This is a genomic window from Isoptericola halotolerans, assembly GCF_045689585.1.
GTDB lineage: Bacteria > Actinomycetota > Actinomycetes > Actinomycetales > Cellulomonadaceae > Isoptericola > Isoptericola halotolerans_B.
The window spans coordinates 765,550-789,649 of sequence record NZ_CP140108.1; the positions used below are offsets into that span (position 1 = coordinate 765,550).

Genomic DNA, 24,100 nt, shown 5'->3' on the forward strand with positions numbered 1-24,100 from the left:
TCCGGGGGGCGAACCGACGAGCTGAGGAAACGCAGAACTCCGTCACCGTAGCCCGCCACCGCCACCGCTGGAGACGACGATGAACTGGACCGGCGCTGACCTGCTCCTCGACCTCCTCGCCCGTGCCGGGGTCCGCCGTCTCTTCGGCGTCCCCGGTGGACCACTCCTCTCGCTGCTCGAACGTGTCGACAGCCACCCGGACCTCGAGTTCGTCCTGGCGAAGCACGAGGAGGGTGCGGTCTTCATGGCCGAGGGGTTCGCGCAGGCGGGCGGAGGTCTCGGAGTCGCCTGCGTCAGCTCCGGACCGGGCACGATGCACGCGGTGACGGCAGCGGCGAGCGCCACGAGCGACGGCGCACCAGTCCTGCTGCTCGCCGGCCAGGTCCCTGTCCCGTTGTTCGGTCGTGGAGCGCTGCAGGACTCGAGCGGCGGCGACTGGAGCGCGGACCTCGTGGACATGTTCCGGTCCGTCACCAAGCTGTCGGCACTCGTCACCGACACCCGACAGCTCGAGTTCCTGACACTCCGAGCGATCACCGCCGCGACGTCGCCCGTGCCCGGTACGGCACACCTGGCGCTGCCGGCCGACGTCCTGGCCGGTCCCGCGCCCCGGGCGGACGTCGCCGGCAGCCCTGAAACGTCCCCGCCGCACCCGGACCCTGCCGCCGTCCGAGAGCTCGCCGAGGCCATCCTCTCCGCGCGCCGGCCGCTCGTGCTGGCAGGTCAGGGAGCCAAGAACGCCCGGTCGGAGGCTGGTCTCGTCGACGTCGCGGAACGGCTCAGCATGGCCGTCGCGACGACGATGAAGGGCAAGAGCGCCTTCCCCGAGCGGCACCCGCTCTCGCTCGGGGTCTACGGGACGTACGGGATGAGTCCGCACACGCCCGACGCGGTCCTGGACGACGAGGTCGACCTGCTGCTCGTGCTGGGCAGCTCGCTCGGCGAGGTCTCCACGGTCGGCTGGGACGAGCGTCTCGTCAAGAACCGCACCGTCTGGCAGGTGGACGTGGACCGACGTCAGCTCGGCCGAGCGATGAGAGCCGACCATCTGGTGCAGTCCGATGTCGCACTGCTGCTCCACGCCCTGGCTGACGAGCTCGACGCGCGCGGGATCGTCAGGCCGACGTCCTCGGTGGAGGGATCCGTGACGCGCTCGGCGGAGGCCACGGCCGAGCACTCGCCGGACTCCGACGTGCTGCAAGGTTCGCAGGTCGCCCGCGTGCTCGACCGTCGCCTGCCGGACGACACGCTCCTGCTGATCGACAACGGCAACTCGCTCAGCTGGATCGGTGAGCACTACCGCGCCGGCGCCGGACGTGAGGTCTACTGCTCGCTGAACGTCGGTTGCATGGGCTACACGGTGCCGGCCGCGGTGGGTGTCGCACTGGCACGCCCGGACCGCCCGGTCGTCGCCGTCGTGGGCGATGCTGCGTTCGCCATGACGTGCCCGGAGATCCACACCGCCGCGGAGCTGGGGATCGGTGGCGTGTGGGTGGTGCTCAACAACGCGGGCAACGCCATGGTGGCCAACCTGCAGGAGCTGATGTTCTCCCGTGCCGTCGGCTCGATGTACGCGGCGCCCATCGACGTGGCCACCGTCGCGCTGGGCTTCGGCGCCCGAGCCGCGGTGGTGCGTACGGCGGCGGATCTCGAGGCAGCCCTCGACGAGGTGCTCGACGACACGCCGCCGACGGGGCCGGTCGTGCTCGATGTCCGCGTGGACCCCGACGAGGTCGCCTGGTCGCTCAGGGCGCGGGCCGAGACGCTGAAGGTGGGCGGGTGACGGCGCCGGGCTCGACGGTCCTGCTCGGCTGCGGGACCGCGTTCCCACCCACGGACCAGGAGGCCGCGAGCGACCCGTCGGAGCGGTTCACGGGGGTGGGCCGTCGTCATGTCCTTGTCGGCGGAGAAGAGGCCGAGGACCTCTCGGTCGACGCATGTCTCGACGCACTCGCGCGGGCAGGTGTCGCTGCCGACGCCGTGGACCGGCTGTACGGGTACGTCTCCGTGGCGCGCTACCCGACACCGAACCCTCTCTATCGGGTGCACGAACGGATCGGGCTGCGCCCGGACGCGCTCGTCGTGCCGATCAACAGCGAGTTCTCGAACTTCGTCGTCGGCCTCCTGCAGGCCACCGAGTCCGCGACGGCGGGAGGGTGCCGGCACGCGCTCGTCGTCGCGGGGTCCGGCTGGACACGGAACGTCGACCCCACGCAGGAGTACGCGGTGGCCGCGTCCGACGCCGCGGGCGCCGCCCTGCTCGGTCCCGGTGCGGGGTTCGCCGCCGTGGGCTCGGTGACGCACACCCGAGGGAAGGACTACGAGCGCATGACCATGGCGCTCCGCCCGCGCCACGGGTCCGGCGTCCCCCGTCCGACCTACCACATGGACATCGATCTCTACGACTACCTGCGAGACGGCGTCCCCACCGTCGTGCGCGAGCTGCTGGAGCGATACGGCGTCCGGGCCCAGGACGTCACACTCATCACGCACCAGGGCTCGCGCGCCCTGCTCGACCACTGGGCCGACGCCGTCCGGCCGGGCGCCTACCCGGACACGCTCGCGGAGCACGGCAACATGACCAGCGCCACGTACCCGGTGACTCTTGCCGAGCACCTCCCGCACGTCCGGACACCACATGTCGTCGTCGCGGCCGTGGGGACCGGGCTGCACATCACCGCGCTGCTCCTCTCACGAGGTGGTCCGACCTCCTAGGGATGCTCGTCGACCAGGTCGTCCGCTCTTCCCAGCGGGGGGAGACACACCCCGTCCCGCCTGGCAGTATCGAGACATGCACGAGCGCGCAGGCCAGCCGGCCCAGGACCAGGACCTCATCGACGTCGACCAGGTGGTCGCCGCCTACTACGACCGCAAGCCCGACGTGGACGACCCCGCGCAGCAGGTCGTGTTCGGCACGTCGGGCCACCGTGGCTCGAGCCTGGACGTGGCGTTCAACGAGGCGCACATCGCGGCGATCACCCAGGCGATCGTCGAGTACCGGGCGGCGCAGGGCACCGACGGCCCGCTGTTCATCGGCCGCGACACGCACGCGCTGTCGATGCCGGCCTGGCAGACGGCGCTGGAGGTGCTCGCCGGCGCGGGCGTCACGGTGATGGTCGACGCCCGGGACTCCTTCACGCCGACGCCCGCCGTCTCGCAGTCGATCCTGCTGCACAACGGCGCGACGTCGGACGAGGGCGTGCGCACCTCGGGGCCGGGGCTCGCGGACGGGATCGTCGTGACGCCGTCGCACAACCCGCCGCGCGACGGCGGGTTCAAGTACAACCCGCCGCACGGCGGCCCGGCCGGCTCGGACGCGACCGGCTGGATCGCGGACCGCGCGAACCGGCTGCTGCGCGAGGGCGGCCTGTCGCGCATCCACCGCGTCTCGCTCGAGACGGCGCTGGCCGCCGCGACGACGCACAAGCACGACTACCTGTCGACGTACGTCGACGACCTCGCCCACGTGCTCGACCTGGACGCCGTCCGCGAGTCCGGCGTGCGCATCGGCGCCGACCCCCTGGGCGGCGCCTCCGTGGAGTACTGGGGGGCGATCGGCGAGCGCTACGGCCTGGACCTGACGGTCGTGAACCCGCGGGTCGACCCGCGCTGGTCGTTCATGACCCTGGACTGGGACGGCAAGATCCGCATGGACTGCTCGTCCCCGCACGCGATGGCCTCGCTCGTGGCGACCATGCGGGCCGACGGCGGGGCCGCGCCCTTCGACGTCGCCACGGGGAACGACGCCGACGCCGACCGGCACGGCATCGTCACCCCGGACGCCGGGCTGATGAACCCGAACCACTACCTCGCGGTGGCGATCGGCTACCTGTACGGCGGCGCGCGCCCGCAGTGGCCGGCCGGGGCCGCGATCGGCAAGACGCTGGTGTCCTCGGCGCTCATCGACCGGGTGGCCGCGGGGCTCGGCCGCACCCTGACGGAGGTCCCGGTCGGGTTCAAGTGGTTCGTGCCCGGGCTGCTGGAGGGCGGGATCGGCTTCGGCGGCGAGGAGTCCGCCGGGGCGTCGTTCCTGCGCACCGACGGCCGGGTGTGGTCCACGGACAAGGACGGTCTGCTGCTCGCCCTCCTGGCCGCGGAGATCCTCGCGACCACGGGCAGGTCCCCGTCGGAGCACCACGCGGACCTGGTCGCCGAGCACGGCGAGTCCTGGTACGCCCGCGTCGACGCCCCGGCCTCCCGCGAGGAGAAGGCCCGGCTGGCCGCGCTCTCGCCGGAGCAGGTCTCCTCGACCACGCTCGCCGGCTCCGAGATCACCGCGAAGCTGACGGAGGCACCGGGCAACGGGGCGAAGGTCGGCGGGCTGAAGGTGACGACGTCGGACGCGTGGTTCGCGGCGCGACCGTCCGGCACGGAGGACGTCTACAAGATCTACGCCGAGTCCTTCGTCTCCGCTGACCACCTGGCCGAGGTGCAGGCGGCGGCCAGGCAGGTGGTCGGCGACGCCCTGGCCTGAGCCGTCCGGCTCAGGCGCGCAGGTCCTGGTACTCCGGGTGCCGGTCGACGTATGCCTCGATGAACGGGCACAGGGCGACGATCCGCTCGCCGGCCGCCCGCACCTGGTCCAGCGCCCCGGCGGCGAGCGTCGAGCCCACACCCTGTCCCTCGAGGTCCGGGGTGACCTCGGTGTGGGTGAACGTCACGACGCCGTCGCGCCGCCGGTAGTAGGCGCCGCCAGCCTCCGTGCCGTCGTCGAGCAGGGCGAGGAAGACACGGCGCGAGCTGTCGTCGCGGACGGACACGGCGGGGCGAGGGGCGTTCATCTCCCCCATCCTGGTGACGGACGGTCGTGGACGCCAGCGCACGGCCGGGACGCCCGTCGCGCCCGTCAGGCCACGGAGGTGCCGAACGCCAGTCCCAACGCATAGGTGACCCCGGCGGCGCCGAAGCCGATGGCGAGCTGACGCAGCGCCCGGGTGACCGGCGAGGTGCCCGACAGCAGGCCGGTCACGGCCCCCGTCGCGGCCAGGCAGACGCCCACCAGCAGGCACGCGGCGAGGACAGCCGCGGCGCCCGACATGCCGAGGAGGTAGGGCAGCACCGGGACGATCGCGCCGGAGGCGAAGAAGCAGAAGCTCGAGACCGCCGCGCCCCAGGCGGTGCCGTGCGTCTCGTGCGTGTCCGAGCGCTCGTGACCCTCGGCGTCGGTGTCGAGGCTCTCGGTCACGCCGGTGGCGCCGAGCCGTGCGAGCACGGCGTCGGCACGGACCTGCGCGGCGTCGGCGTCCAGCCCCCGCGCCCGGTAGACGAGCGCGAGCTCGTTGGCGTCGACGTCGAGGTGCGGCAGGGCGTCGGAGGCCTCCGGGTCGGGTGTCGACGCCTCGAGCAGCTCGCGCTGCGAACGCACCGAGACGTACTCCCCCGCGCCCATCGACAGCGCGCCGGCAAGCAGCCCGGCGACACCGGTGACCAGGATCGTCCCGGTCGCGACACCGGACGCCCCGATCCCGAGCACGAGGGCGAGGTTGGACACGAGACCGTCGTTGGCACCGAAGACGGCGGCCCGGAAGGTCCCGGAGAGGCGGTTGCGCCCGCGGGTGGCGAGGCTGCGCACGACCTCCTCGTGGATCTGTTCGTCGGCGGCCATCTGGGCGGTCGCGAACTCCTCGCGGCCGTAGACCGACCGGGACTCGGCGCGCTGGACGAGGGCGAGGACGAAGACCCCGCCGAACCGGCGCGCGAGGAAGGCGAGGAACCGGGTGCGGGGGTCCCCCTGCAGCGGCATGCCGACGTCGTCGCCGAGCAGGTCGAGCCAGTGCTGCTCGTGGCGCTTCTCCGCGGTGGCGAGGGCCAGGAGGATCTCGCGCTCCTCGCCGGTGCGGCGGGACGCGAGGTCGCGGTACACGGCGGCCTCGGCGCGCTCGGCCGCCAGGTAGCGGCGCCACCGCCGGACGGCGGCCGGGGTGCGGTCGGGGGTGGGCGTGGCGGCGTCCATGGGCACCATGATCCCCGCCGACGGCGGACAGCGGGTTCCGGGGCGCGGCCAGCGGGGTTCCGGGGTGCGGACACGCGCGGTTCCGGCAGTCCACGGACCGGGTTTCGGCGATCCGTATGCTGGGGATTCACCGGGATGTCACCGGGGCAGGGCACAATGTTCCCCGTCGCCCTCCACGGCGACGGACTCCGTGGACACCGAGGAACACCGAGGGACACCGGCGTGATCATTGTCAGCACCGACGGCTCCAGCCCGAGCGACTCGGGCGGCGCGATCGGGTGGGCGTGGGTCGCCCATGACTCCGGCCGCTTCGACTCCGGTGGTGCCGTCGACGGCACCACGCAGGTCGCCGACCTGACCGCGCTGCGTCACGCCGTCGACGCTCATCCCGGCGAGGAGCCGCTGCTGGTCGAGTCGGCGTCGCAGTACGCGATCCGGTGCGCCTCCGAGTGGCTGGAGGGCTGGAAGGCGCACGGCTGGCGGACAGCCTCCGGGGGGCCGGTGCAGCATCTCGAGCTGGTGCAGGCTCTCGACCGTGCGATCGTCGACCGCGGCGGCCCGGTGCGCTTCCGCTGGGTGCGCGGACATGTCGACAGCCCCTTCATGCAGCGCGCCCAGGAGCTCGCCCGGCTGGCCGCCGACGACTGGGACGCCGGGCGCGGGGCCGTCGAGGGTCTCCTCCTGGACGCCGAGGACGCCGGTCTGCCCCGTCGGGAGCAGCGCGAGCACGCCACGCCCGGCCCCCCGGTACGGGACCCGGAGCCGGTCGGGGTCCCCTCCGCCGGGAGCGACCGGTCACGAGGCTCCGCGACGTCCGGACCAGGCTGGGAGCTCGACACGCTGTTCGACTGACGACGGAGGGCCCGCACGATCCGTCGGGATCGTGCGGGCCCTCCGTCGTGGTGTCAGCTGGACGAGCCGTTGCTCCCCGCACCGCTGGAGCTGGAGACCGCCTGGGCCCCGCCGTCCCGGTTCGCGATGCCGGCGATGAGCTGGTTGATGTCGACGCCGGTCAGCTCCTTGACGACGGCCTGACCCTCGCCGAGGACGCTGCTGACGTTCTTCGTGATCGCGGACGCGCCGTCGGTCGAGATGACGGTCATGCCCTGGATGCTGCCGATCGGCTCCGCCGCGGCGCGGACGATCTCGGGCAGACGCTCGATGAGCTCCTGCACGAGGGCGGCCTCGCCGTACTTCTCGAGCGCGATGGCCTTGGCGTCCGTGGCGGCGGCCTCGGCGCGGCCCTCGGCCTCGATGGCGGCCGCACGGGCCTCACCCTCGGCCCGGATACCCTCGGCCTGCGCGACCTGGCGGTCACGGTCGGCCTCACCGGCACGGCGGACCGACTCGGCGGCGGCCTCGGCGTCCTGGATCGCGGCCGTCTTGTTCGCCTCGGCGATCGTCTTGCGCTTGAACGCCTCCGCCTCGGTGGCGGCGTTCTCCGAGTCACGCCGCGCGGTGGCCTCCTGGACCTCGGCGTACGCCTTGGCCTCGGCCGGCTTGCGGACCTCGATGTCGAGGCGCTCCTGCTCCACGCGCGCCTTCTCCGAGAGCGCCTCGCGCTCCTGCTGCGCGACGACGCGGTCCTGCTCGGCGCGGGCGAGCTGACCGGACGCGTCGGCCTCGGCCTGTGCCCTGTCGGTCTCGGCCTTGATGGCCGCCTTCTTGAGGTCGAGGGCCTTCTGCCGCTCGGCGATCTGCTCGGCGGCCTCGATCACCGCGAACTCCGACGCGCGCTGCGCCTCGGCCTCGGAGACCTCGGCGACCTGACGGGCGCGTGCCGACTCGGCGCGGCCGAGGTTGGCGAGGTAGTCGGACCCCGGCGTCGAGATGTCGGAGATGTTGAGGATGTCGACCTGGAGGCCCTGCTCGGCGAGGTCCTTCTTGGTGGACTCGACGACCCGGTCGGACAGGCCCTTGCGGTCCGAGATGATCTCCTCGATCGACATGTCGCCGACGATGGAGCGCAGCGACCCCTCGAGGGACTCCGCGATGATCTCGGTGAGGAGCTCCTGCTGGGACAGGAAGCGCTGCGCCGCACGACGCACCCCTTCCTCGTCGCCGCGGACCTTGAAGTTGATCGACGCCTTGATGGCGATCTTGATGCGGTTGGCGTCGACGCCCTCGACGGTCATACCGATCTGGCGCTGCTCCAGGGAGATCGCGAAGCCCTGCTGCAGGATCGGCCAGACGAACGTACGGCCGCCGATGACGACCTTCTGCCCGGAGACGTCCTTGCGGCCGGCACCGCGGCCGACGATGACGAGGGCCTGGTTCGGCGGCACCCGCCGGATGCGCTGGGCGACGAAGATCCCCACCGCGAGGAACGCGATGACGATGGCGACCACCGAGACGGTGGTCACGAAGCTGGAGTCGTTCATGGTGCGCGCCGGAGCGCGGCTCCTTCCGGGAGGGGTGGGCGCTGACTACGCCTCGGGCCGGTACGGCCCGACGCGCACGCTGTTGGGCTGGTGCTCGAGCACGACGACGCGCGTGCCCTCGGCGATCGGTTCGAGCGACCAGGCGAGGCGACGCTCGAGCTCGCTCACCGCGTCCAGCGACACCTCGCCGGACGCCTGGGTGATGTCCGTGACGGCGGTCCCCTGAACACCCACGAGAGAGACGTTCGCGTTGTCCTCGGTGGCGCTGAGGCGACGGATCATGAGCTGGGCGACCGCCGCGGCGAGCAGCCCCACGACGACGGACGCCGCGTAGGCCACCCACACCGGCAGCCCGTTGACGGTCACGATGGACCCCACGGCCCCGAACACGACGGCGCCGACCCCCAGCGACGTCCCGGACAGGGCGCCGTCCCCCAGGTCGAGGAGCTCGCCGACGACGAGCGAGAGCAGGAGCAGCAGGAGGCCGGCCGCACCGATGAGGACGAAGACGAGCACGCTGAGCTCCGAGCGTCGGGGTTGGTGGGTGTCGAGTTGTGTCGAGCGTGTGAAGAATGCCAGATCGGGACGGACCGGCGCGACTCCCTCCACGATCCGGCCGAGTCTGCGAGACCATCGGACCATGGACCTGCCGCACACGGACACGCCCCGCCTCGTCCTGCTCCGGCACGGCGAGACCACCTGGTCGGCCGCCGGCAAGCACACGGGCCGGACCGACCTGCCTCTGACCACCGCCGGGGAGCGGGAGGCCCGGGACGCCGGGCGCCGCCTGGCCGGCCTCGAACCCGCGGTGGTGTACTGCTCGCCGCTCCTGCGTGCCCGGCGCACGGCCGAGCTCGCGGGCTTCACGGAGGCCGTCGACGACCCGGACCTCGCCGAGTGGGACTACGGCCCGGTCGAGGGCCGCACCTCCGCCGAGATCTCGGAGATCATCGGCCGCGACTACGACATCTTCCGCGACGGCGTGCAGGTGCTGCCGGGCGGCGACGCCGGCCCCGGCGAGTCCCTCGCGGACGTCCGCCGGCGCGCCGACCGGTTCGTCGACCGGGCACGTCCCATGCTCGACGACGGCGGCACCGTCCTCGTCGTCGCGCACGGGCACCTGCTGCGCGTGCTGGCCACGGCGTGGCTGGACGTCGACCCGGTGTTCGGGGCACGCCTCGAGCTGGGCACCGCGGCGATCTGCGCGCTCGGCACCTCGCACGGGCTGGAGTCGATCGAGGCGTGGAACCTGGTGGCAGGATGACGCCATGGCGCTGAGCGAGAAGAACCTCACCGACGGCGAGCACGTCGTCATGGAGCTGCGTGAGCACCCGAAGGCCCTCGTGTGGCCGGGCGTCGTGCTGCTCGGCGTCCTCGTCGGCGCGGTCGCCGTCATGGCCCTGGTCCCCGAGGGGGCCGGCCGCTGGATCGGACTCGGCGTGCTGGCGCTCGTCGCGGCGGTCTGGGTGTTCCTGCCGTGGCTGAAGTGGCACACCACCTCGTTCTCCGTGACCAACCAGCGGATCGCCATGCGCTCCGGGCTGGTCACCCGCGTGGGCCGCGACATCCCCCTGTACCGCATCAACGACGTCGCGATGGAGAAGGGTCTCGTCGACCGGCTGTTCGGTTGCGGGACCCTGGTGGTCTCCGACGCGACGGAGAAGCAGGGCATGGTGCTGCACGACGTCCCGGACGTCGAGGACGTGCACCGGCAGCTGCAGGAGCTGCTCTTCACCGCCGACGACGGGTCCGACGCCGGCGAGTGGCCGCCACGTGAACCGCGCCGACGGGTGCGCTGAGCCTCAGGTGCGCTGAGCCTCAGGTGCTCCGAGCCTCAGGCGAGCTGCCGGCGCGGGATCTCGGAGAGCTGGCGCACCATCCACGGGCTGAACGCCCACGGCGTCGCCTCGACGGCCGCACGGACCTGGTCGACCGGTGCCCAGACGTGCTCGGAGACCTCGTCGGGATGGGGGGCCAGCTGCCCGACGACGTGGGCGACGTAGACCGGGCAGATCTCGTTCTCGACGACGCCGGTGGCGTCGACGGCGCGGTACCGGAAGTCGGGCAGCGCCACCTCGACGTCCCGCACCTCGGTACCCAGCTCGTGCGCGGCGTGCCGGACCAGCGAGTCCTCCGCGGTCTCCGTCCATCGCAGGTGCCCGCAGAACGAGTTCGTCCAGACCCCCGGCCAGGTCTTCTTGGCCAGTGCGCGCCGGGTGACCAGCAGGTTCCCGGCGTCGTCCAGCAGGTAGCAGGAGAACGCGAGGTGCAGCGGTGTGTCGGCGGTGTGGACCTCGGCCCGCGCGACGGTACCGATCTTGTTGCCGGCGTCGTCGCAGGTCACGACGTGGTCGGCCGTGACGGGGGTGTGCGTCTCCATCGGTCCATCCTGGCACGCCCGGGCGCCGGGCGGGCTCAGAAGGGCGGTGGACGATCGGTGACGGCCACCGCAGGGCGTGGGGAGCGCGCAGGGTCGGTCCGGTGCGCCGCGGGCGCGTACCGGTGCCCTGTCGGCGACGTCCAGGTACTGGTCCCCGAGGCCGGGTCACGGGCTACCGCCCAGCCTCCGACCGTCTTCGCCCGGTGGTGCGTGCGGCACAGCACGTGCAGGTTGTCGCCGTGGGTCTGCGGACCGTCGCACGCGGGGTCGAAGGGCACGACATGGTCGAGGTCGCCGCGGACCGCGGGGACGCCGCACCCCGGGAAGGTGCACGTGGCGTCCCGGGCCAGCACCGCGGCGCGGAGCCGTGGGCTCGGCCGGTACGCCCGCGACGAGCGGTCCGTGAGCACGCCCGTCACCGGGTCCGTGAGGATCCGTTGCCACGTGACCTCCGGGTCGGTCGCGAGGGTGCGCGCCATCGGTGCCGGGATCGGGCCGTACCCGGCGAGGATCGCCGGGAGGTCGTCGGTCCCGAGCAGGGTCGAGGCCGCGATCGTGACCTGGACGGGCGCCCGGTACGGTGCCGAGACCCGCGCAGCTGCGGCGGTGCGCTCCGCGGCCTCGGCGGGCTCCGCGGCATGGGTGGGCGCGGCGTCGGCGAACCGCACGGTACCGGTGAGGAGCCCGACCATCGCGTCGGCCCGGCACTCGTCGAGGCGTCGCGGCTCCCCCGAGATCCTGTGCATCGCCACACCCGCCCCGTCGATCGCCGCGAAGACGCGCGCGGCGTCGTCGGCCGGGAGGTACGCCGTCACGTAGGCCATCGCGTCGTCGACGGGCTCCAGCACCACCGATCTTGTGCGGCGTGCCGCCACGTGACGTTCGGCGGCACCCTCCGGGTCTGCGTCGATCTCGGCCCGACGCAGACGGTCGCGGATCTGCCGGACCGTGAGGTGCTCGAGATCGGGGCGGAGCGCACGGACGATCTCACGCCGTCGGGCGTCGTCGAGCCGACCTGTCGAGACCAGCACCTCGGCCTTGCGCCGGTCGGCCGCTCCCGACGCCATCGCGTCCGCCACCTCGGGGATCGCGGGCGCGCCGTGCGCCACCGTGACGTGCTGCGCGGCGGCGTGCCTGCTCAGCCCCAGCCTCGCGGAGACCTCGTCGACGACGAACTCGTGCCGGGACGACCCGAGGGTCCGTTGCAGCAGCTCGCCGAGCGCCGCCGCGGAACCCGCCTGCGCCCACGCGGCCAGCCGTTCCCACGCCGCCAGGAGCTCGACAAGGGAGGAGTCGTCGAGGTCCGCCACCTCGAGGCCCGTCAGCGCGGCCGCGAGCGGCGGCCCCGGGGCGTGCGCGAGCAGTGCGTCGAGGTCAGGGACGAGGCCAGGGTCGACGACCGGCACACCGGAGCCGGTAGCACCGGCGCCCTCGGCAGAGTGCAGCTCGAACGCGGCGTACGGGTGCGCCGCGCCGACGCGGACCGCGAGGAGGTCGGCGAGCTCGCGCTCGAGCCCGGTACCACCGTCGTCGAGCAGCTCGGCGACCGGCGACCCCGGTCGAGCGCCGGAACCCGGACGGGAAGGGGCCGGGCGAGCGCGGGAAGAGTCCGGGCGACCCGGGACGGACGGGGCACCATCCGTCCCGGGCCCGGAGGTTCGTGCACGACGAGACCCGACGGCGTGCCGCGCCGGGTGGGAAGCGTCGTCTTCGAACATGTGTTCGACCCTAGCGAAGGCCGCCTGGGTGTGCAAGAGGTACCTGCGTCAGGTCGAGCTGGTGACCAGGTCGGATGCGGCGGAGAGGGCCGACCCGGTCGGACCCGCTCAGCGCGACAGCGCCTTGGTGACGCGCACGTCCATGTCGTCGCTGAGCCGCAACGCCCCGTCGTCGGCGGCGTCTCGCAGGGCGCGCGCCAGCCGCGCCGCCTCGCCGAACGCCGGAGCACCGGCGCTCCAGGTGCCGTACCAGTCCGCCACCGACACGCCGTGCGACGGGCGGGACACCACCTCGACAGCGTCGCCCGCGCCGAGCTCCCCGGTCTCGACGACCCGCAGGTAGGCACCCGTGCGGTCGGCCTCGGTGAACCGGCGCACCCAGCGGGGCGGCGACCCGAGGCGGCGCGCGAACGTGGCGCACGGCGTGCGCGGCTGCGTCACCTCGAGCACGGTCGACCCGATCCGCCACCGCTCCCCGATCAGCGCCCCGGACACGGCGAGCCCCCGGGTCCGCAGGTTCTCCCCGAACAGGCCCGGCACCACCTCGCGGTCGAGCTCCGGCTCCCAGAAGGCGGCGTCTTCGGCGGCGTAGGCGTACACGGCCTGGTCGAGACCCCCGTGGTCGGCCCGGTCCGCCTGGACGTCGGCGTAGAGGCCGAAGGGCCCCACCTTGACCCGTCCCTCGACGGGCCGCTTGTCGATCGCCGTGATCCCCACCGTCCCGGCGTCGGGCAACAGCTGGTGGACGCGGCACACCGCGAGGAGCTCACCCATGGCGGACATCGTCCCACCCGTGCCGCCGCGCGAACGGCCGGCGCACGAGGAACGCGCCGAGGATGACGAGCACCAGGCCCGCCGTGGCGGCGAGCTGGGCGCGCGCCGCGTCGTCGGACAGCATGAGCGCGGCCAGGCCGACGAGGGCCACCAGCGTGACCCAGGTCAACCAGGGGTAGCCCCACATCCGCAGGCGCATCGGCTCGCCGGCACGGGCGGCGTCGGCCTCCAGACGTGGCCGCAGCCGGAGCTGCGAGAGCGTGATGAGCAGCCAGACGACGAACAGCGCGGAGCCGACGGCGTTGAGCAGCACGGAGAGCAGCGCCTCGGGCAGCAGCCAGTTGAGCAGCACGGCGACCACGCCGAAGAACACCGAGACCAGGACCGCCACCCAGGGCACCTCGCGCCGCGACACCCGCGTGGTCGGCGCCGGGGCGTCGCGGCGCTCGCCCAGGGAGAACAGCATCCGCGACGTGCCGTACACCTGCGCGTTGAAGGCGCTGAGCAGGGCCAGGACCACCACCACCTCCATGAGCCGCGCCGCGCCGCCGAACCCGGCCATCTCCAGGACGGCGACGAACGGGGAGGTCAGGGCGTCGGCGTCGTCCCACGGGAGCAGCGCCACGATGATCGCGACGGAACCGAGGTAGAAGAACAGGATGCGCCACAGGATCGTGCGGGTGGCGCGCGCCACGGCGTCGCGGGGGTCGCGGGCCTCGGCGGCCGCGATCGCCACGATCTCGATGCCGCCGAACGCGAACGCCACGGCGAGCAGCCCCGCCGCGACGCCGGCCACCCCGGCAGGGGCGAAACCGCCGTGCGCGGCCCAGTCGCCGAGGACGCTGCCCGCCACGGGGATCACCCCCAGCACGATGAGCACGCCCACGGCGAGGAACGCCACGATGGCGGCGACCTTGATCAGGGCGAACCAGAACTCGGCCTCGCCGAACTGCCGCACACCGATCAGGTTGATCGCTCCGAAGACGGCGACGACGGCGCCCGCGACCGCCCACTGCGGCACGGCGGGCCACCAGCCGGCGACGATCTCGGCGACACCGGTGACCTCGACGCCCAGCACCATGATGAGCATGAACCAGTACAGCCAGCCCAGGAGGAAGCCGGCCCACCGGCCGAGCGCCACCTCGGCGTAGACCGAGAACGATCCCGACGCGGGCAGCGCGGACGCCATCTCGGCAAGCATCCGCATCACGGCCACCACGATCGCGCCGGCGATGGCGTAGCTGACGAGCACTGCCGGCCCGGCGGTCGCGATCGCCTCGCCGGAACCGAGGAACAGCCCCGCTCCGATCGCGGAGCCGAGGCCCATCATCGTCAGGTGCCGCGGACGCAGGCCGTGGGCGAGCGGTTCGGCGGCCCCTGTCGGGGCGGGGGTGCGCTCAGGGTCGGGTGAGGTCGTCACCAGAGAACGCTAACCGGTCGCCTCGACGCCACCCGGCCCGACGGCGAGACCGCGGCCGTACAGGGCCAGGGTGGCGTCGAGCACGTCGTCCGTCGCCGCGCCGTCCAGCAGGTCGCCGATCCCGAGCTGGGCGACGCCGTGGACGGCGGCGAACAGCACCAGCGCCAGCTCGTGCGGGTCGCCCGCGGCGACCTTTCCGACCTGCTGGCCGTCGCGGAGCACGTCGGCCAGGATGGCGATCCCCCGCGAGGCCTCGACGCGCAGGGCGGTGCTGGCGTCGGGATGGTGCTTGACGTCGTACATCACGGCGAGCAGGGCAGGGTTCGCCGTGGCAAAGGTGACGTAGGCCCGGGCGAGCTCGCGCAGACGGCGCGACCAGTCGCCGGCGCACGCGGCGCACGCGGCGAGCGCGGCGTCGAGGCGCTGGACGCCGCTCAGCGCGAGCGCGTCCAGCAGCGACTGCCGGTCCTGGAAGTGTCGCGCCGGCGCGCCGTGGCTGACGCCGAGGTCACGTGCCAGGCCGCGCAGCGAGAGGCTGTCCACGCCGTCGGCCGCCAGCACCTCCTCCGCTCGGGCCAGCAGGGCGCTGCGCAGGTTCCCGTGGTAGTAGGAGGAGTCCGGTGCGGGTGCCACGCCGTCGAGTCTAGCGCGATGTGGTCGTTGACAACTTCTGTAGGCGGTGCCTACATTCGGGTCCCGCCCGACCAGGAGGTCACCATGGCCATCACGTTCACCGGATCCACCGCGGTCGTCACGGGAGCGGGCGCAGGCATCGGCGCGGTCGTCGCCGCGCGCCTCGCAGCCCGCGGCGCCGACCTGCTCCTCGTCGCACGTCGCGGCGACCGCCTCACCGCGCTCGCCGACCGGCTGCAGACCGAGCACGAGATCACCGCCTCCACCGTCGCCGCCGACCTCGCCACCAGCGAGGGTCGGCAGCACGTGCTCGACACCGTCCGCGAGCGCGACCTGCGGGTCGGCACCCTCGTCAACAACGCCGGCTTCGGCACCTACGGCGACGTGGTGGACACCGACCCGGACCGCCTCGAGCAGATGATCGCGCTCAACGTCGGGGCCCTCACCACGCTGACCCGCGGGATGCTGCCACACCTGCTCGCGGTCGGTTCCGGCGCCGTCGTCAACGTCGCCAGCACGGCTGCCCTGCAGCCCGTGCCGCACATGGCCGCCTACGGGGCGAGCAAGGCGTTCGTCCTGAGCCTCACCGAGGCGCTCTCGGTCGAGCTGCGCGGATCCGGCGTGCACGCGATCGCCCTGTGCCCCGGCTCGACGAGGACGGAGTTCTTCGACGTGGTCGGGTCCGAGGAACCGGTCGTCGGGCGGTTCCAGACGGCGGACCAGGTGGTCGACACGCTCTTCCGGGCGCTCGATCGTCGTCGGCCACCGTCGATGGTCGTCTCGGGGACCGCCAACCGGCTCCTGGGCGCTGCCACCCGCGTGCTCCCCCGCCGCGCGGTCCTGGCCGCCACTGCCCGCGCGATGGCCGGTTGACGGTCCCGAGGGGTCACGTCGAGTGCAGGTCGCGCCGCCGGAACCCGACGAACGCCAGGACGAACAACACCACCGCGACGGCGCTGAGCCCCACGAATGACCCGGGGTCGAAGTCGGCGACGAACGCCTCCGGCACCCAGTGGAACGGCGAGACCCAGCGGGCCGCCTCCGGCAGGTCCTCGATGAGGCCGCCGAACATCCCGACCACGAAGGTGTACGCCAGCAGCGCCCAGCCGGCGGCCGCCGCCCGCGGCACCCAGGCGTACAGCGCGGCAGTCAGCCCCAGGTAGACGAGCACGGCCGGGGCGTAGGCGGCGAGCACCCCCGTGTAGGTGCCGAGCCCGGGCTCGGTCACGCCGACGGAGGCCGCACCGGCCCAGAGCGCGTAGACACCCACCGCGAGCAGCACGACGGTGCCGAGACCCGCGACGACGAGCTGGGCACCCAGCCACCTGCCGCGGGAGACCGGGGCGGACAGCGTGATCTCGGCACGCGCCGACGTCTCCTCCGCCTTGGGGCGCAGCCCCATGACGATGGCGTACGCGGCGGCGCACAGGGCGCCGTAGAGCATGATCGCCCCGAGGAACGCCGCCTCGAACTGGGTCGTGTCCTCGCCGAAGATGGCCTGCATCGCCGGGTTGTCCGTCAGGAGGTCGCCGATCATGTCGCCGATCTCCGGGATGAGGGTTCCCGACGCCAGCCACATCAGGCCCAGGCCGAGGCAGCTCCACATCAGCGCCGTCCGCTGCTGGACCCACGCGAGCGCGAGCGGTCCACGCAGGCTCGCCCGGGCTTCCGCGCGGCCCTGACGGCCAGCGATCATGCCGCCGCCGAAGTCGCGTCGGGACGCCAGGACCGAGGCGAACCAGAGCAGCACGACGATCGTCACGACGCTGAGCCCCACCGGCCACCACCGCAGGTCCACGAAGGCACGCGTCTGCTGCGCCCACGCGATCGGCGAGACCCACGACAGCGTGGTGCCGCCGGGCACCTCGCGCAGGTTCCCCGCCACCTGGACCACGAACGCAGCACCGAAGGCGGCCATGCTCAGCCCGGTGGCGCCTCGCGCGTGCTCGGAGAGCTGGCAGAACACGAGGGCGATCGCGCCGAAGACCATCGCGCTCAGGCCCGCGCCGACGGTCATCCCGAGGGAGTCGGCCAGCGGCAGCTCCTCGCTGCCGCCCGTCCCGGTCATCGCGAACGCCGAGACGACCGCGATGACGGCGTTGACGACGAACAGCGTGACGACGGCGGCGACCGCCGGGGCGTGCCGGCCGACCGGGTTGGCGCGGACGAGCTCCGACCGGCTGGACTCCTCCTCGGCACGCGTGTGGCGCACGACGTGCAGGATGCTCATGATCGCGAGCGCCAGCACCACCCACACGGTGCCCTCGTTCGCCATCGCCGCACCGACGGTGTAGTCGTCGGTGCCGTAGCCGGGCCCGCCCATGACGATCCCGGACGGCGTCTCCATGAGCGCGGCACGCGCCTGCAGCGCCCCCTCCGTCTCGGCCATGAGGCCGAGGGCGAACGTGAAATAGGCGTAGAAGGCGACGAGCGACAGGGTCCACACCGTCAGGCGCACGCGGTCGCGGCGCAGGACGAACCGGATCATCCGCCCCGTGCCGGTCAGCGTCGAGCCGCCCGACGACGTCGTCACCGCCGGGGCGGGGCGGTCCAGGGTGGCGGTCATCGCGTGCCCGCCTCGCTGCGTGCCCGGGAACGCCGGCCGGACGTCTCGCCGCCCGCGCCGCCGTCGTCGACCTGCGAGGCAGGCCCGCCGTCGGGACCGTCGGCACCGTCCGCGACGTCGTCGCCGTAGTGCCGCATGAACAGCTCCTCCAGCGACGGTGGCGCCGCGGTGAAGCTCTGCACGCCCAACCCGCTCAGCGTGGTGAGCAGCCCCGCCATCTCGGTGTTGTCGACGTCGAACGTCACCCGGGTGCCCTCCTCGGTGGTGACGGTGGCGACATCGTGCACGCCCGGCAGGCCGACGAGGGCGTCGGGGTCGCCGGAGACCACGGTGGTGACGCTCGAACGGGTCAGGTGACGCAGCTCGTCGAGCGTGCCGGACTCCACGGCTCGTCCCGCCCGGATGATCGTCACGGTGTCGCACACCTTCTCGACCTCGGACAGGATGTGGCTCGACAGCAGCACCGAGGTGCCGCGGTCCTTGGCCTGGCGGACGTGCTCGGTGAAGACGGCCTCCATGAGCGGGTCGAGCCCGGAGGTCGGCTCGTCCAGGACGAGCAGGTCGACGTCGGACATGAACGCCGACACGAGAGCGACCTTCTGCCGGTTGCCCTTGGAGTAGGTGCGGGTCTTCTTGGTGGGGTCGAGCTCGAACGCCTCCAGCAGCTCCTTCTTGCGCCGCTTGTCGGGCGTGCCGCGCAGCCGGGCGAGGTAGTCGATCGACTCGCCGCCGGACAGGTTCGGCCACAGGCTGACGTCGCCCGGGACGTAGGCCAGCCGCCGGTGCAGGGACACGGCGTCGGACCAGGGGTTGCCGCCGAGCAGGCGGGCGCTGCCGGAGGTGGCGCGCAGCAGGCCGAGGAGCACGCGGATGGCGGTGGACTTCCCGGCGCCGTTCGGGCCGAGGAAGCCGGCGACCTGGCCGTGGTCGACGGTCAGGTCGAGACCGTCGAGCGCGCGGGTGGGCCCGAAGTGCTTGTGCAGGTCGTGGATCTCGATGGCGGGCGAGGTGCCCGCTGCCGTGGTGGTCATGGTTCCTCTTCGTCGGTGTCGGTGTCGGTGGCGGCGGGGTGAGCGCCGTCCGACGGCGGGTCGCCGACGTACAGCAGGTAGTCGTCGAGCATGCGCCGGCTGGTGAGGAATCCCTGGGTGAAGAGCTCGATCATGGGCAGGTACTGCCTGGTCATGAAGGCGCGGACGTTGGCCCCGAAGTCCTCCGGGTCGTCCGGCGGGTCGAGGGTGAGCGAGAGCAGCAGGGTGCCCAGGGCAGACAGGGTGAGGTAGCGCACCCGGGCGTCTTCGTCGAGGCTGGGCTTGACGATCCCGTCGGCCACCGCCTCGCGCGTGTAGACCTGGGCGTCGTCGATCATGTGCTGCACGAAGGCGCGGGCGACCTCGCCGCCGGCCTGCAGCGACCGCACGGCGTAGCCCAGCAGCGGCGCGAAGTCGTCGACCTCGGCCATCACCTGCAGGAGCTGCCCGTTGGTGGCCTTGCCCATGTTCTGCCGCTTGGCGCCCACGATCCACCGCAGCACGTAGTCGTCGCAGGCGCGGTGCAGACCGTCCTTGGAGCCGAAGTGGTGGATGACGAGCGCGGCGCTCACCCCGGCGTCCGCGGCGATCGAGCGCACGGACGTGTCGAAGCCGGAGCTGGCGAATCGCAGCACGGCGACGTCGCGGATGCGGTCGCGCGTGCTCCCGTCCGACGGCGGACGCCCGGTCGACGAGGCGCCCTCCGGCATCGCTCGTCCTGGCTCGGCTGAACTCATGTTCAATAGACTAAACGCGTGTTCAACCCGTCCGCAAGGGGCAAGCAGGCTGGCTCCTGTATCGAACTTCGTCTATATTGATGCTGATCGAATCAGCCACGTCAGGAGAACCATGTCCCCCGCCGCCGAGGCGCCCACCCGCCTTTCCGCCCTCGACCGCTGGTTGCCGCTCTGGATCGGCCTGGCGATGGTCGGCGGGCTGCTGCTCGGCCGGTTCGTCCCCGTGCTGGGCGACGTCCTCGAGGCGATGGAGGTCGGCGGCATCTCCCTGCCGATCGCGCTGGGGCTGCTGGTGATGATGTACCCGGTGCTGGCCAAGGTCCGCTACGACCGCGTCGCCGCGGTGACCGGAGACCGCCGTCTCCTCGCCAGCTCCCTCGTGCTGAACTGGCTGGTCGGCCCCGCCCTGATGTTCGCCCTCGCCTGGGTCTTCCTGCCCGACCTGCCCGAGTACCGCACGGGGCTCATCATCGTGGGGCTGGCCCGGTGCATCGCGATGGTCGTCATCTGGAACGACCTCGCCTGCGGCGACCGGGAGGCGGCCGCCGTGCTGGTCGCGGTCAACTCCGTGTTCCAGGTCGTCATGTTCTCCCTGCTCGGGTACTTCTACCTGACGATCCTGCCGGGCTGGCTGGGCCTCGACACCGCCGGGCTCGACGTCTCCATCGGCCAGATCGCCCTCAACGTGCTCGTCTTCCTCGGCATCCCGCTCGTCGCCGGCTTCGCGTCGCGCTGGATCGGCGAGCGGACCCGGGGACGCGACTGGTACGAGGAGCGCTTCGTCCCCCGCATCGGCCCCTGGGCGCTGTACGGCCTGCTGTTCACCATCGTGCTGCTCTTCGCCTTGCAGGGTGAGCAGGTGTCCTCCCACCCCGGTGACGTCGCCCGCATCGCGCTGCCGCTGCTCGTGTACTTCGGGCTGATGTGGAGCATCGGGATGGTCACGGGCAAGGCCCTCGGCCTCGGCTACGCCCGGACCACCACGCTGGCGTTCACCGCCGCGGGCAACAACTTCGAGCTCGCCATCGCCGTCGCCGTCGCGACCTTCGGCGCCACGTCCGGCGAGGCCCTCGCCGGCGTCGTCGGGCCGCTCATCGAGGTCCCCGTCCTCGTGGGCCTCGTCTACGTCAGCCTGTGGGTCGGTCGCCGCTGGTTCGGCGTCGACCCCAGGGTGGCCACCGTGCCGACGACGACGTCGGCGGAAGCCCGGCAGGAGACCCGACCATGACCACCCTCATCCCCGCGCTCGACGACCAGAAGTCACTCGACTGCGCCCCCGCACAGGCCGCATCCGAGCACGCCATCGGCCCGCAGACGGCGGACGCCGTCGCCGCGGCGCTCAAGGCGCTCGCCGACCCGCTGCGCCTGCGCATGCTGTCGGCCATCATCACCTCGCCCGACGGCGAGGCCTGCGTGTGCGACCTCGCCGAGCTCGCCGACGTGTCCCAGCCCACCGTGTCCCATCACCTCAAGGTGCTGCGCGACGTCAGCATCCTCACGTCGCAACGGCGCGGCACGTGGGTCTGGTACCGGGTGGCGCCCGGGTACCGCGGAGCCGTGACCACGCTGCTCGACCGGTTCGCCCCCGCGGCCGTGAGCGTCGCGCAGGCACCGGGCACCCCGGGCACGGCGCGGGACACGGCGATGCACGGGCTCGAGGACGTCCAGCGCGAGCTCGAGAGCCTCGCGGTCTCGCTGGCCCGCCGGGTCCCGGGGACCGACGAGGCCGAGGCGCTCCGCGTGGTGCGCGAGTCGTACACCGCGCTCGCCCGCCGCGGCGGGATGACGGTGCACCTCGTCGCGCTCACCGAGCACTTCGCCCGCCAGCGCCTGGTCGACACGGTGAAGTCCCGGGAGGTCGAGGCGCTCACGGGCAGCGGGCCTGGGAGCGGGACGTCCCACCCGCCGCAGGTGCTGTTCGTCTGCGTCGGCAACGCCGGACGCTCCCAGCTCGCCGCGGCCCTCCTGCACCGCTACGCCGGCGACCGGGTGGTGGTGCGCTCGGCCGGGTCCGTCCCGGCCACCGACGTCCACGACACCGTCCGGCCACTGCTGGCCGAGATCATCGACGACACCGGCGGCGCCGAGCACCCCCTGACGTTCCCCAAGCCCCTGACCGACGACGCCGTGCGCGCCGCCGACGTCGTCGTCACCATGGGCTGCGGCGACTCCTGTCCCGTGCTGCCCGGCAAGCGCTACGAGGACTGGGTGGTCGGCGACCCTGCGCTCGCCTCGGAGCGGGGGGCGCGGGCCGTCCGCGACGAGATCGACCGGCGTGTGCGCGCACTGCTCGCCGACCTGCTGCCCGACCGCCCCCACCTCTGAGAGGACCCTCCGTGCCCGCACCAGCTTCCGTCCTGTTCGTCTGCGTCCACAACGCCGGCCGGTCCCAGATGGCCGCCGGGTTCCTGCGCTCGCTCGGCGGCGACGACGTCGAGGTCCGCTCCGCCGGGTCCGCACCGAAGGACTCGATCAACTCCGTCGCCGTCGCGGCGATGCTGGAGCGCGGCATCGACCTGCGCGCCGAGGAGCCGAAGGTCCTCACCGACGAGGCCGTCCAGGCCTCCGACGTCGTCATCACCATGGGCTGCGGGGACGCCTGCCCGATCTATCCCGGCAAACGCTACGAGGACTGGCAGCTCGACGACCCGGCCGGCCAGGGCATCGAGGCCGTCCGCCCGATCCGCGACGAGATCGAGCGGCGGGTACGCGACCTCCTCGCCTCCCTGGACGTCGAGGTGGTGGCATGAACGACGTCCGGCCGAAGATCGTCGTCGTCGGCTCCGTGGCCGCCGGGACCTCCGCGGCGGCGAAGGCGCGGCGCGGCAGCGAGGACGCGAAGATCGTGGTCTACGAACGCGACCACGACATCTCCTACTCGGGCTGCGGGCTGCCGTACTACCTGGGCGGCGAGGTCGAGACCATCGACGAGCTGACCCCGCGCGACGCCGCCTGGTTCGCGAAGCGGTACGGCATCGACGTGCGCACCGGGCACGAGGTCACCGGCGCGGACCCCGGGGCACGGACGGTCACCGTCCGCGACCTGGCCACCGGTGAGACGTTCACCGACGACTACGACGAGCTCGTGCTGGCCACCGGGGTCTCCCCCGTCGTCCCGCCGCTGCCCGGCGTGGACGCCGACGGCGTCTTCACGCTGCGCAACCCCTCCGACGCGCGAGGCGTGCGGTCGTGGATCGAGGGGCGCGGCGTCGACCGGGCGGTCGTCGTCGGTGCCGGCTACATCGGGCTCGAGACGGCCGAGCAGCTCACCGGGCGCGGCATCGACGTCACCGTGGTCGAGCTGGCCGAGCACGCGATGCCTCGCCTGGACGCCGACGTCGCCGGGCTGGTGGACGACGAGCTCCGCAGCCACGGCGTCGAGCTGGTCACCGGTGCGCGGGTCACCGCGATCGAGACGGACGACGCCTCGCAGGACGGTGGACGTCACGCCGTGCGGGCCGTGCGCGTGGCCGACGGCGGGACGGAGCGCACCCTCGACGCAGGGCTCGTGGTCGTCGCCGTGGGCGTGCGACCGAACCTCGACCTCGCCCACGCCGCCGGCGTGGCCGTCGGGAAGACCGGCGCGATCGCCGTGGACCGACAGGGCCGCACCGACGTCGAGCACGTGTGGGCCGTCGGGGACGTGGCCGAGAGCTACGACCTGATCACCGGCGAGCCCGCGTGGGTGCCGCTGGGATCGACCGCCAACAAGACGGGACGCATCGCCGGGGACGCGCTCACCGGCGGCGACCTGGAGCACCGCGGGATCCTCGGCACCTCGATCGTGAGGGTCTTCGACCTCGCCGTCGCGCAGACCGGGCTCACCGAGGACCGGGCCCGCGAGGCCGGGTTCGACCCCGTCGTGGTGCACAACATCAAGCCGGACCGCCCCGCCTACCTGGGCGGGCAGGAGATGCTGATCAAGGCGGTGGCGGACCGCGGCACCGGGCGGCTCCTCGGCGCGCAGGCCGTCGGGCCGTCCGGCGTCGACAAGCGGATCGACGTGCTCGCCACCGCGATCACGTTCGGCGCGAAGGCCGAGGACCTCTTCCATCTCGACCTCGCCTACGCCCCGACCTACGCCACCACCAAGGACCCGGTGCACTACACCGGCATGGCGCTCGACGGCGCGATCAGCGGACGGACGCCGCTGGTCTCCGCGGCCGAGCTCGCCCGCCGCCGCGGCGACGGCGAGAACATCCAGGTGGTCGACGTCCGCTCGGCCAAGGATCGGGCGAAGTCGGCCGTGGACGACTCCGTGCACATCCCCCTGGCGGAGCTGCGGGCGCGGGCCGGCGAGCTCGACCCGACGCTGCCGACGGTGACGTACTGCAACAAGGGCGTCACCGGCAACGCGGGGCAGAACGTGCTGCGCCTCCTCGGCTTCGGCGACGTGGCCAACCTCTCCGGCGGCAACAAGACCTACCAGCGCTTCGTCACCTCCCGTCCCGAGTTGTCAGACTGAGCCGCGCGTATGCCGGCTCCTGGTTCTGACAGCTCCCGCGGC

At 73.0% G+C, this 24,100-nt stretch carries 23 protein-coding genes; 11 read left to right on the forward strand and 12 right to left on the reverse strand.

Going from position 1 to position 24,100, the window contains the following annotated elements:
• Window positions 1-79: 79 nt before the first annotated feature.
• The 3 genes from UQW22_RS03645 (at window position 80) to pgm (ending at window position 4,474) form a co-directional block, all read left to right on the forward strand.
• On the forward strand, window positions 80-1,783 hold the full coding sequence (locus UQW22_RS03645; protein WP_407319489.1) for a thiamine pyrophosphate-binding protein: 1,704 nt from the start codon (window positions 80-82) through the stop codon (window positions 1,781-1,783).
• Complete coding sequence (locus UQW22_RS03650; RefSeq protein WP_407319491.1) at window positions 1,780-2,715, forward strand: 3-oxoacyl-[acyl-carrier-protein] synthase III C-terminal domain-containing protein; 936 nt, start codon at window positions 1,780-1,782, stop codon at window positions 2,713-2,715. The genes UQW22_RS03645 and UQW22_RS03650 overlap by 4 nt, the downstream gene beginning before the upstream one ends.
• A gap of 76 nt (window positions 2,716-2,791) precedes the next feature.
• Entirely contained in the window at window positions 2,792-4,474 is a 1,683-nt protein-coding gene (pgm, locus tag UQW22_RS03655; RefSeq protein ID WP_407319493.1) for a phosphoglucomutase (alpha-D-glucose-1,6-bisphosphate-dependent), read from the forward strand.
• Window positions 4,475-4,484: 10 nt separating this feature from the next.
• On the opposite strand, the gene UQW22_RS03660 is transcribed toward pgm, so the two are convergent.
• The gene (locus UQW22_RS03660) at window positions 4,485-4,781 is read right to left on the reverse strand and encodes a GNAT family N-acetyltransferase (protein WP_407319495.1); all 297 of its coding nucleotides are present in this window, start codon (window positions 4,779-4,781) and stop codon (window positions 4,485-4,487) included.
• A gap of 65 nt (window positions 4,782-4,846) precedes the next feature.
• Window positions 4,847-5,953 (reverse strand): VIT1/CCC1 transporter family protein, encoded by a 1,107-nt coding sequence (locus UQW22_RS03665; protein WP_407319497.1) that lies wholly within the window; start codon window positions 5,951-5,953, stop codon window positions 4,847-4,849.
• 222 nt (window positions 5,954-6,175) lie between these two features.
• Here UQW22_RS03665 and UQW22_RS03670 point away from each other — a divergent pair, with 222 nt between their 5' ends.
• Window positions 6,176-6,805 carry an RNase H family protein gene (locus UQW22_RS03670; RefSeq protein WP_407319498.1) on the forward strand — a complete coding sequence of 210 codons (630 nt, stop codon included), beginning with the start codon at window positions 6,176-6,178 and terminating at the stop codon, window positions 6,803-6,805.
• Window positions 6,806-6,858: 53 nt separating this feature from the next.
• Here the strand turns inward: UQW22_RS03670 and UQW22_RS03675 are convergent, their stop codons facing one another.
• Together UQW22_RS03675 and UQW22_RS03680 are read right to left on the reverse strand one after the other, a co-directional pair.
• Window positions 6,859-8,334, reverse strand: coding sequence for a flotillin family protein (locus tag UQW22_RS03675; protein WP_407319500.1), 1,476 nt, complete (start codon window positions 8,332-8,334; stop codon window positions 6,859-6,861).
• Window positions 8,335-8,379: 45 nt separating this feature from the next.
• Window positions 8,380-8,850, reverse strand: coding sequence for a hypothetical protein (locus UQW22_RS03680; protein ID WP_407319501.1), 471 nt, complete (start codon window positions 8,848-8,850; stop codon window positions 8,380-8,382).
• A 124-nt stretch (window positions 8,851-8,974) separates the two neighbouring features.
• Here UQW22_RS03680 and UQW22_RS03685 point away from each other — a divergent pair, with 124 nt between their 5' ends.
• Window positions 8,975-9,598 (forward strand): histidine phosphatase family protein, encoded by a 624-nt coding sequence (locus UQW22_RS03685; RefSeq protein ID WP_407319503.1) that lies wholly within the window; start codon window positions 8,975-8,977, stop codon window positions 9,596-9,598.
• Window positions 9,599-9,602: 4 nt separating this feature from the next.
• A complete protein-coding gene (locus UQW22_RS03690) occupies window positions 9,603-10,133 on the forward strand; it encodes a PH domain-containing protein (protein ID WP_407319505.1) in 531 nt (176 codons plus the stop codon).
• Between the two features lie 35 nt (window positions 10,134-10,168).
• Here UQW22_RS03690 and idi read toward each other — a convergent pair whose 3' ends face one another.
• The 5 genes from idi to UQW22_RS03715 form a co-directional block, all read right to left on the reverse strand.
• Window positions 10,169-10,714: an isopentenyl-diphosphate Delta-isomerase gene (idi, locus tag UQW22_RS03695; RefSeq protein ID WP_407319507.1), complete on the reverse strand. Its 546-nt coding sequence runs from the start codon at window positions 10,712-10,714 to the stop codon at window positions 10,169-10,171.
• A gap of 35 nt (window positions 10,715-10,749) precedes the next feature.
• Window positions 10,750-12,432 carry an HNH endonuclease gene (locus UQW22_RS03700; protein WP_407319509.1) on the reverse strand — a complete coding sequence of 561 codons (1,683 nt, stop codon included), beginning with the start codon at window positions 12,430-12,432 and terminating at the stop codon, window positions 10,750-10,752.
• A gap of 108 nt (window positions 12,433-12,540) precedes the next feature.
• Window positions 12,541-13,206, reverse strand: coding sequence for an MOSC domain-containing protein (locus tag UQW22_RS03705; RefSeq protein ID WP_407319510.1), 666 nt, complete (start codon window positions 13,204-13,206; stop codon window positions 12,541-12,543).
• Window positions 13,199-14,626: an amino acid permease gene (locus UQW22_RS03710; protein ID WP_407319512.1), complete on the reverse strand. Its 1,428-nt coding sequence runs from the start codon at window positions 14,624-14,626 to the stop codon at window positions 13,199-13,201. Before UQW22_RS03710 ends, UQW22_RS03705 begins: the two co-directional genes overlap by 8 nt.
• Window positions 14,627-14,635: 9 nt before the next feature.
• Window positions 14,636-15,259 (reverse strand): TetR/AcrR family transcriptional regulator, encoded by a 624-nt coding sequence (locus UQW22_RS03715; RefSeq protein ID WP_407319513.1) that lies wholly within the window; start codon window positions 15,257-15,259, stop codon window positions 14,636-14,638.
• Window positions 15,260-15,343: 84 nt separating this feature from the next.
• Here UQW22_RS03715 and UQW22_RS03720 point away from each other — a divergent pair, with 84 nt between their 5' ends.
• A complete protein-coding gene (locus UQW22_RS03720) occupies window positions 15,344-16,132 on the forward strand; it encodes an SDR family NAD(P)-dependent oxidoreductase (protein WP_407319515.1) in 789 nt (262 codons plus the stop codon).
• A 13-nt stretch (window positions 16,133-16,145) separates the two neighbouring features.
• Here the strand turns inward: UQW22_RS03720 and UQW22_RS03725 are convergent, their stop codons facing one another.
• From UQW22_RS03725 to UQW22_RS03735, 3 genes are read right to left on the reverse strand one after another with little or no spacing between them, the layout of a single operon-like run.
• Window positions 16,146-17,825 (reverse strand): ABC transporter permease, encoded by a 1,680-nt coding sequence (locus tag UQW22_RS03725; RefSeq protein WP_407319517.1) that lies wholly within the window; start codon window positions 17,823-17,825, stop codon window positions 16,146-16,148.
• Window positions 17,822-18,856: an ATP-binding cassette domain-containing protein gene (locus tag UQW22_RS03730; protein ID WP_407319518.1), complete on the reverse strand. Its 1,035-nt coding sequence runs from the start codon at window positions 18,854-18,856 to the stop codon at window positions 17,822-17,824. The genes UQW22_RS03725 and UQW22_RS03730 overlap by 4 nt, the downstream gene beginning before the upstream one ends.
• Window positions 18,853-19,593: a TetR family transcriptional regulator gene (locus tag UQW22_RS03735; RefSeq protein ID WP_407319520.1), complete on the reverse strand. Its 741-nt coding sequence runs from the start codon at window positions 19,591-19,593 to the stop codon at window positions 18,853-18,855. The genes UQW22_RS03730 and UQW22_RS03735 overlap by 4 nt, the downstream gene beginning before the upstream one ends.
• Window positions 19,594-19,705: 112 nt before the next feature.
• Here UQW22_RS03735 and arsB point away from each other — a divergent pair, with 112 nt between their 5' ends.
• Genes arsB through UQW22_RS03755 form a run of 4 tightly spaced genes read left to right on the forward strand, consistent with a single transcriptional unit; the run spans window position 19,706 to window position 24,058 of the window.
• A complete protein-coding gene (arsB, locus tag UQW22_RS03740; protein WP_407319522.1) occupies window positions 19,706-20,821 on the forward strand; it encodes an ACR3 family arsenite efflux transporter in 1,116 nt (371 codons plus the stop codon).
• A complete protein-coding gene (locus tag UQW22_RS03745; RefSeq protein WP_407319524.1) occupies window positions 20,818-21,918 on the forward strand; it encodes a metalloregulator ArsR/SmtB family transcription factor in 1,101 nt (366 codons plus the stop codon). The genes arsB and UQW22_RS03745 overlap by 4 nt, the downstream gene beginning before the upstream one ends.
• An 11-nt stretch (window positions 21,919-21,929) precedes the next feature.
• Window positions 21,930-22,343 carry an arsenate reductase ArsC gene (locus tag UQW22_RS03750; protein ID WP_407319526.1) on the forward strand — a complete coding sequence of 138 codons (414 nt, stop codon included), beginning with the start codon at window positions 21,930-21,932 and terminating at the stop codon, window positions 22,341-22,343.
• Window positions 22,340-24,058 carry an FAD-dependent oxidoreductase gene (locus UQW22_RS03755; RefSeq protein ID WP_407319527.1) on the forward strand — a complete coding sequence of 573 codons (1,719 nt, stop codon included), beginning with the start codon at window positions 22,340-22,342 and terminating at the stop codon, window positions 24,056-24,058. The genes UQW22_RS03750 and UQW22_RS03755 overlap by 4 nt, the downstream gene beginning before the upstream one ends.
• The last annotated feature ends 42 nt before the right edge of the window (window positions 24,059-24,100 follow it).

Excerpts from the sequence above, each read along its gene's own strand:
- UQW22_RS03645 (WP_407319489.1), top strand. The coding sequence starts at position 80 with ATGAACTGGACCGGCGCTGACCTGCTCCTCGACCTCCTCGCCCGTGCC.
- pgm (WP_407319493.1), top strand. The coding sequence starts at position 2,792 with ATGCACGAGCGCGCAGGCCAGCCGGCCCAGGACCAGGACCTCATCGAC.
- UQW22_RS03660 (WP_407319495.1), bottom strand. The coding sequence starts at position 4,781 with ATGAACGCCCCTCGCCCCGCCGTGTCCGTCCGCGACGACAGCTCGCGC.
- UQW22_RS03665 (WP_407319497.1), bottom strand. The coding sequence starts at position 5,953 with ATGGACGCCGCCACGCCCACCCCCGACCGCACCCCGGCCGCCGTCCGG.
- UQW22_RS03675 (WP_407319500.1), bottom strand. The coding sequence starts at position 8,334 with ATGAACGACTCCAGCTTCGTGACCACCGTCTCGGTGGTCGCCATCGTC.
- UQW22_RS03685 (WP_407319503.1), top strand. The coding sequence starts at position 8,975 with ATGGACCTGCCGCACACGGACACGCCCCGCCTCGTCCTGCTCCGGCAC.
- UQW22_RS03690 (WP_407319505.1), top strand. The coding sequence starts at position 9,603 with ATGGCGCTGAGCGAGAAGAACCTCACCGACGGCGAGCACGTCGTCATG.
- idi (WP_407319507.1), bottom strand. The coding sequence starts at position 10,714 with ATGGAGACGCACACCCCCGTCACGGCCGACCACGTCGTGACCTGCGAC.
- UQW22_RS03700 (WP_407319509.1), bottom strand. The coding sequence starts at position 12,432 with ATGTTCGAAGACGACGCTTCCCACCCGGCGCGGCACGCCGTCGGGTCT.
- UQW22_RS03705 (WP_407319510.1), bottom strand. The coding sequence starts at position 13,206 with ATGGGTGAGCTCCTCGCGGTGTGCCGCGTCCACCAGCTGTTGCCCGAC.
- UQW22_RS03720 (WP_407319515.1), top strand. The coding sequence starts at position 15,344 with ATGGCCATCACGTTCACCGGATCCACCGCGGTCGTCACGGGAGCGGGC.
- UQW22_RS03725 (WP_407319517.1), bottom strand. The coding sequence starts at position 17,825 with ATGACCGCCACCCTGGACCGCCCCGCCCCGGCGGTGACGACGTCGTCG.
- UQW22_RS03730 (WP_407319518.1), bottom strand. The coding sequence starts at position 18,856 with ATGACCACCACGGCAGCGGGCACCTCGCCCGCCATCGAGATCCACGAC.
- UQW22_RS03735 (WP_407319520.1), bottom strand. The coding sequence starts at position 19,593 with ATGAGTTCAGCCGAGCCAGGACGAGCGATGCCGGAGGGCGCCTCGTCG.
- arsB (WP_407319522.1), top strand. The coding sequence starts at position 19,706 with ATGTCCCCCGCCGCCGAGGCGCCCACCCGCCTTTCCGCCCTCGACCGC.
- UQW22_RS03745 (WP_407319524.1), top strand. The coding sequence starts at position 20,818 with ATGACCACCCTCATCCCCGCGCTCGACGACCAGAAGTCACTCGACTGC.
- UQW22_RS03755 (WP_407319527.1), top strand. The coding sequence starts at position 22,340 with ATGAACGACGTCCGGCCGAAGATCGTCGTCGTCGGCTCCGTGGCCGCC.